The sequence below is a fragment of the Vibrio sp. MMH1-50 genome, from assembly GCF_022347645.1.
Classification (GTDB): domain Bacteria; phylum Pseudomonadota; class Gammaproteobacteria; order Enterobacterales; family Vibrionaceae; genus Vibrio; species Vibrio harveyi.
Genome location: NZ_JAKRGG010000012.1, coordinates 129155 through 135653 on the forward strand (window position 1 = coordinate 129155; position 6499 = coordinate 135653).

9 protein-coding genes and 1 pseudogene are annotated in these 6499 nt (G+C 43.2%); 3 read left to right on the forward strand and 7 right to left on the reverse strand.

The genetic code is table 11. The annotated features are described in order from the left end of the window. Positions 1-107: 107 nt before the first annotated feature. The 4 genes and pseudogenes from MHO32_RS11950 to MHO32_RS11965 all read right to left on the reverse strand — a co-directional run bounded on the left by MHO32_RS11950 (position 108) and on the right by MHO32_RS11965 (position 1658). Complete coding sequence (locus tag MHO32_RS11950; protein WP_239212121.1) at positions 108-587, reverse strand: DUF6795 domain-containing protein; 480 nt, start codon at positions 585-587, stop codon at positions 108-110. Between the two features lie 33 nt (positions 588-620). Continuing rightward, positions 621-713: pseudogene (locus MHO32_RS11955) on the reverse strand (ADP-ribose pyrophosphatase); the annotation flags it as partial. A gap of 58 nt (positions 714-771) precedes the next feature. Beyond that, a complete protein-coding gene (locus MHO32_RS11960; RefSeq protein ID WP_005451639.1) occupies positions 772-1026 on the reverse strand; it encodes a nicotinamide mononucleotide transporter in 255 nt (84 codons plus the stop codon). A gap of 149 nt (positions 1027-1175) precedes the next feature. After that, on the reverse strand, positions 1176-1658 hold the full coding sequence (locus tag MHO32_RS11965) for a tetratricopeptide repeat protein (RefSeq protein ID WP_239212124.1): 483 nt from the start codon (positions 1656-1658) through the stop codon (positions 1176-1178). 175 nt (positions 1659-1833) lie between these two features. Here MHO32_RS11965 and MHO32_RS11970 point away from each other — a divergent pair, with 175 nt between their 5' ends. After that, a complete protein-coding gene (locus MHO32_RS11970; RefSeq protein ID WP_239212126.1) occupies positions 1834-2448 on the forward strand; it encodes a 3'-5' exonuclease in 615 nt (204 codons plus the stop codon). 84 nt (positions 2449-2532) lie between these two features. On the opposite strand, the gene MHO32_RS11975 is transcribed toward MHO32_RS11970, so the two are convergent. Further along, the gene (locus MHO32_RS11975; RefSeq protein WP_038898888.1) at positions 2533-2763 is read right to left on the reverse strand and encodes a hypothetical protein; all 231 of its coding nucleotides are present in this window, start codon (positions 2761-2763) and stop codon (positions 2533-2535) included. Positions 2764-2914: 151 nt separating this feature from the next. Further along, positions 2915-3253: a winged helix-turn-helix transcriptional regulator gene (locus MHO32_RS11980; RefSeq protein WP_005451632.1), complete on the reverse strand. Its 339-nt coding sequence runs from the start codon at positions 3251-3253 to the stop codon at positions 2915-2917. 187 nt (positions 3254-3440) lie between these two features. Between MHO32_RS11980 and MHO32_RS11985 the strand changes: the two genes are divergently transcribed. Then, positions 3441-3881, forward strand: a complete 441-nt coding sequence (locus MHO32_RS11985; RefSeq protein WP_009696756.1) for a YybH family protein — start codon at positions 3441-3443, stop codon at positions 3879-3881. Between the two features lie 2 nt (positions 3882-3883). On the opposite strand, the gene MHO32_RS11990 is transcribed toward MHO32_RS11985, so the two are convergent. Then, entirely contained in the window at positions 3884-4303 is a 420-nt protein-coding gene (locus tag MHO32_RS11990) for a PaaI family thioesterase (RefSeq protein WP_239212128.1), read from the reverse strand. A gap of 294 nt (positions 4304-4597) precedes the next feature. Between MHO32_RS11990 and MHO32_RS11995 the strand changes: the two genes are divergently transcribed. Next, positions 4598-6358 (forward strand): ABC transporter ATP-binding protein/permease, encoded by a 1761-nt coding sequence (locus tag MHO32_RS11995; protein WP_009696758.1) that lies wholly within the window; start codon positions 4598-4600, stop codon positions 6356-6358. The last annotated feature ends 141 nt before the right edge of the window (positions 6359-6499 follow it).

A 6499-nucleotide genomic window follows, 5' to 3' on the forward strand; every position in this document is an offset into this window, starting at 1 on the left:
TCTCGTATCAGACTATCAAGGAAGACCGCGCTTCTGGTCTTCCTTGTTTGAAATCAATTGATAAGGCAGATAAGCTAGCTCTGAAGCTAACTTTGGAGATAAGGGAGTTATAAATCCTCTCGATGTATTTTTCCGTCATATCCTCGAAGGCGGCATATTCCAAAAACCGAGTGCTCGCGACCGTTTGGTACAACTCGGTTTTTAAAGTGATATTCATAAGAAGAGTCATCTAGATCGCACTCTAGATTCTCTAAATTATCAATAACATAGTCATGGATATCCAAGCCAGTATGTGAAGACCACATTAAAATTTGACTGTTGTTTATATTTGCAGTGATCTGAATTCCAATTAAATTTGTGTTGATTGACAGCGGCTTAAACCATTGACGGTGAATGATTGATTCAAAATGAAACCTACCGTCTTTGTCTGTCATAGTAGTTCTTTCATAATACTGACTAAAACCCGCAAGCAGGGTCACTTCGATATTATCAATTGGCTCCCCGTATTTTAAAACAGTACCTGATATAGGAGGGCTAACTACTAGCTTATAGGGTTTAAAATAACTAAACACGTCACTATAACTCATAATAAAAAACAAAAAGTGCAACTGTTATTGTGCGTTTGCACCATGAGAACCAATTCTCTCACCAAGCATTATTTTTCCGTCACGAAGGATAATGGTCGCAACACCAACTCTTACTTCTTTATTCACATTACATCCTTCAAAAGCGCTACTTTTCACTCTACCTCGATGTAGTTTTGGTAAACGACTACACCTCAACGCCGTTAGTTCTTTGCTCTGGCTTCGACCACTTGATGATGGCGCGTAGGTTCATAGAGAAGAAGATGATATTGGCGATTATCATTGCCACGCTGCCTGTGAGATACCCGACTGCAACCCAACTGGTGTTTCCGCACATCATTAAGATGAAACCAATTTTGTTCTTGTTTCCGATTTGCCAAATGGCAAGAAACGTAAGTACCATCGCAACCCAGTCGATCCCATAGTACTGAAAGTATTCCATTGTCCTCTCCATGGATGTAACACTTTAAAGCGGTGAGCAAGCGCCTTAATGAAGCTTTAACACACCACTTTAATGATAAAAACAACAAGGCGTAAATGCCGCGCGTAGTGAATCTTTTTTGAATATTTGATGATTACTAGAACCAAAAGCTACCAAGTTTTATCGAGATCTCGAGCGTACAAAGAAATAGCTCGCTGATACTCTTTAATTGCATCGCTGTTGGTGGTGGACACTAAGAGTTCGAGTAACAATGATGTGGCTCCTTTATGTCGACCCACATTGTAAAGACACATTGCATAAAAAGGCTGAACTTCGATCGCATTAGGGTATTCATCCAACGTTTGTTCAAAATAGCTTAATGCTTCTGAATACTCGCCAAGGCTTCGGTAGGTACTCGCTAAGCCGAACAACGCATCAAATCTTTCTACCGAAGAGAGTGTTCCTGAAAGTGCAGACAAGTAATGACCGATTGCTTCTTGCTCTTTGCCTTCATTGTCGTACGACCAAGCGATTTGTAAGTGCGCTTTTGCGGCAAAATGTTCATCGTCTAGTAGTGTTGTAAGTAACGCTCTCGACGCTTGATACTTAGCTTCTTTTCGCAGCTCAATTGCTTGTTTGATGATCGTTTCCATAATTTCCCTCGAAGCTAAAAGCGCTCGTTTAAAGAGCGCGCAATCGCAATGTCTTTGTTGGAATGAATCAAGAATAGTAAATAACCTAACTCACACAGTCTACCCATCATAACCTTTCTTTTTGTATCCGTTTCGTTGATACTCTTGCCCCTTATCGTTCAGTTGGAAAACTTTCATGCCCCAAGCTAACTCTGTTGTCGTACTCGACTTTGAAACCACTGGTCTCTCTCCGAATATGGGTGACCGCGCCATTGAAATCGGTGCAGTAAAATTAGTCGACGGTGAGGTTGTCGATAGTTTTCAGCAACTGATGAACCCAGGCTTTAGAGTCAGTTCTTTCATCGAGGGTTACACTGGCATTACCAATAACATGTTACGCACCGCACCAAGCTGCGATGAAGTGATGGCATCATTCAGCGAGTTCATTGCCGGTGAAAACCTTATCGCCCACAACGCATCTTTTGATAAGCGCTTCCTCGATGCGGAGCTTGAACGAATCAACTGTGGTTACTCAGGCGAGTTTGCATGCTCATTGCTAGTGGCAAGACGTTTAATTCAAGATGCTCCTTCTCATAAACTCGGAGAACTAGTTCGCTTCAAAAACATCGATAATGACGGCGTTTTTCACCGAGCGTTAGCCGATGCACAGATGACAGCAAAACTCTGGATTGAAATGGTCGAGGGCTTGGAGCAATCCGGCATTCACAATCCAAGCTTTAAGTTTATGCAAACCGTGAGTAAAACAGCGAAAGGGAAAGTCGATCTGCTACTCGCGAAAAACCGCACTTAGATCTCGCGACTATGATGTTTGTTCTCAAGCATCATAGTAAAGGTAAATAATCTATGGTTGTTTATGATTAGAAATACCTAATCGTTAAGAGTCACGCTCGTTTTTCATCATAAAACCTTGATACAGAGCTTCGAGCTTAGCATTCAGCTCCTCATCATTTTTTGCAGATACAGTACCTATCAAAGTCGCGCCGCTTGCCGTACCTATTGTTACATCAAAGTTTTCATTATCAGTACTTTCGACAAAGACATAGTTGTCGTTCTCTCTGTCGTAGAAAGAAGCAAAATTATCGTCAATAGATGTATTAAATTTCATAAATCAACCCGTCAAAACCGTAATGATTGTGACTCTTTTTTAAGGTCGGTAATACAGGTATATGTTAATTCTCAGTCTCATTCCACAATCAGATGCAATCAACATATCTATTAGTTTCTACATAAGGGTTCTAAAGGGTTAGATACGTAACCTACTCGGCATCCCAGTCATCAACTTTTTGGACTATGATGTCGACAACACTAGCAAACTCTCTACCTTTTGGGGTTAAACCATAATTCACAGTCACAGGGATAGTGTCTTCTTGTTTTCGCCAAACAAACCCATATTCGCACAGTAACTTCAAGCGTTCGGTGAGCACCTTGCTTGAAACCAGCGCTAATTGCTTGCGAATTTGACCGAATCGCATCTCTTCTTGTTGCCCGAGCAACCAAACGATGTGAGCAGTCCACTTAGTCGATATCAATGTTAAGTATTTATCCACGCTGCAATAGCCAACAGGCTGTACTTGATGATTTACTTTTGACGACATCGCCCTTCCCTAATCCGTTTTTTACCGCCAGTGTAATCAAACACTACACCTCAGACCATTAGTTACCTGAGAGTAACTAGTTACTTTTAGGAAGCTAATTTTAATTCGTAACTGACCGTTCTATCTTGAATTGGCAATTAGGCAAAGGGGCGAAAGCTGCCTGAGCCAATAATTAGAGGATTACGTTATGCGATATATTTTTCTGTTTATTTCTTTTGTCTCACTTGGTTTACATGCGGAGACGCTCTATCCGAAGCCACAAACACCATCAGAGTTACATGCATTATTTGGTCAATACTTTGCGGATAAAGATTTGGAGGGATTAGGAACACTTTTCCATCAAGATGCGGTATTTATTTTGGATAAAGAAGGCAATCAAGCCAAAGGGCAAGAAGCGATCAAACGCGTATTGGAAGGTTTTATGAAAGGCGATGTCACCATGCATACAAAGCGCGTTTCCATCCACATTAATGATGACATTGCCATGGTGCGTTCAGATTGGGAAATAATGAACACTTCGCAAGGTGCAACTCAGACAAAAAACGCGATACAAGGAACGGCATTGGAAGTCATGCATTATGTAGATGGAGGTTGGGTTTATGTTATCGATAATCCCAATGGCTTTTGAGGTCAATATTCGGCGTCGACAACATGCTGCATGAACTTCGCTTCTGCTTTTGAGTAACATTGTTCCCCCACATAGATTTCGCTTTGTAGTAGAAACATTCCTCGTTTGCTCTTTAGGCAATGCGCCTCAACGCGAATGATGGCATTGAGGGGAACCGGTTTGATAAAGCGAACCTCGAGCTTTGCTGTCATCGCACATATCTCTTGAGCAAAAAGGCAGTGGGTCATAGCCGTGTCATGCAAAGCGCAGATTGCTCCGCCTTGCATGACACCTTGATATCCCTGAACTTTCTCTGTTGGTACGATTTCGCACTGCACGCCGCCATTCGGCATCTGGAAAAACTGAACAGTATCGCTGGCGTTAAAAAATGGCTGGCAACACACTGCACACTGCTGGTGGTTTTTGGGGTTGTGGTGTGACATAAAATCCTTCTGTATCTGAAACGTCTCTGAACTTAAGCTGCTTTAATAAGAGCGTTCACGAATCATGCATCTAACTCAACATTCAAAGGTGAGAGGCGCTTATTCATTGGTAATGGGATATGAACTGTAGCCCTCATTATTAGCATATGCCAATAACAAATAGTGAGAAATTAGGTTCCATGAGACTGTGTTCTTTTTAACTAATGAACCATGACTCGAATCAGACGCGCCACTGGTCACGTCTCAAAAAGTCGCTTACTATGCCAAGTACCTATAAAGCTTTGTGAGCTACTCATGAGCAGTAAAAATAATAAAAACCTTGGCATTCTTCTTAAACTCAACACCTTTATTTCGCCTTATAAATGGCGTGTCGCTGCTGCCCTAGTCGCACTTGTTGCGACAGCAAGCCTAACGTTGTCCGTCGGTTATGGCGTACGTATCTTGATTGACCAAGGCTTTGCTCAGCAATCATTACAAGAGCTAACCAACGCGATTCAGTTTATTGTTGCCGTCACTTTATGTATTGCCGTTGGAACGTTCTTCCGCTTCTACCTGGTTTCTTCGGTTGGAGAACGCGTCAGCGCAGATATTCGCCTTGCGGTGTTTAATCATGTGATTACCCTGCATCCGAGCTATTTTGAGACCAACAGCAGCGGCGACATTATGTCTCGCCTCACGACTGATACGACTCTACTTCAGAGCATTATTGGTTCGTCGTTTTCCATGGCGATGCGCAGCGCATTGATGTGCTTTGGTGCGATCATTATGTTATTTGCTACTAACGTTAAGCTCACCTTGATTGTTTTGGCGTCTGTGCCTTTTGTTTTGGTGCCGATATTAGTTTATGGCCGGCGCGTTCGTGCTTTATCGCGTCAAAGCCAAGACACAATGGCGGATGTGGGCAGCTACGCTGGCGAAGCGATAGAACACATTAAAACGGTGCAAAGCTTTAGCTCAGAGCAGCATGAACGCGCAGCGTTTGCTGTCGAAGTAGAAAAAGCCTACGAGGTTGGCAGACAGCGCGTCAAACAGCGCGCAATCTTGATCTCCGGCGTTATTGTGATTGTTTTCAGCGCTATTGCAGGCATGCTTTGGGTAGGTGGCAGTGACGTTATTCATGGCAAGATGTCGGCTGGTGATTTAGCTGCGTTTGTGTTCTATGCCATCATGGTTGCATCCTCTACTGCCACTATTTCTGAAGTGATGGGAGAATTGCAACGAGCCGCTGGTGCAACCGAACGATTGATTGAGATCCTGCAAGTTGAGAGTGATATCAGTGCACCAAGCCATCACCTTACTATTACCGACCGCATGCCTGCAGAAGTCACGTTTGACTCAGTGAACTTCAACTACCCTTCTCGCCCCGATCAGCCAGCTATTAAAGGATTAAATCTCAAAGCAGAACAAGGGAAAGTGTTAGCCTTGGTTGGTCCTTCTGGTGCCGGTAAAACAACGCTGTTTGAGCTGCTACAACGATTTTACGACCCGCAGCAAGGACATGTATTGTTTGGAGGTGAAGATATTCGACAGTTCGATCCTAACGATCTTCGCCGCCAAATGGCATTAGTCCCACAGCAACCCGCATTGTTTAGCCATGATGTATTCCACAATATTCGCTACGGTAATCCGGAAGCCACAGACGAACAAGTGATTGAAGCAGCAAAGAAAGCCCATGCTCATGAATTTATCGAAAAGCTACCTGACGGCTATCATAGTTTTTTAGGTGAGCGTGGCGTAAGGCTATCTGGCGGTCAAAAACAGCGAATTGCCATTGCTCGTGCAATTCTAAAAGATCCGAAAATTCTGCTGCTTGATGAAGCCACCAGCGCACTGGACAGTGAGAGTGAACATCATGTTCAACAAGCGCTTGAAGCCTTGATGAAAGACCGCACTACGTTGATCATCGCACACCGCTTATCGACAATTCAGCACGCAGATAAAATTGCAGTACTCGACGGTGGCGAACTGATTGATATCGGTAATCATCAATCATTGATGCAAAGCTGTGAACTGTATCAACGATTGGTCGCGTTGCAGTTTAAACATCTAGAATAGCGACGGCGTTTAGCGCTAGTGATGTTAACGAAACAAAGAAACTATACCCAAGTGACTTCAAGATGCAGGATTCAGAGCGTTGTCATTGATTCGAGAGCAAGGAAAACAACGCAGTGTAATAGCCAGCTCTTTCCAAGTTGT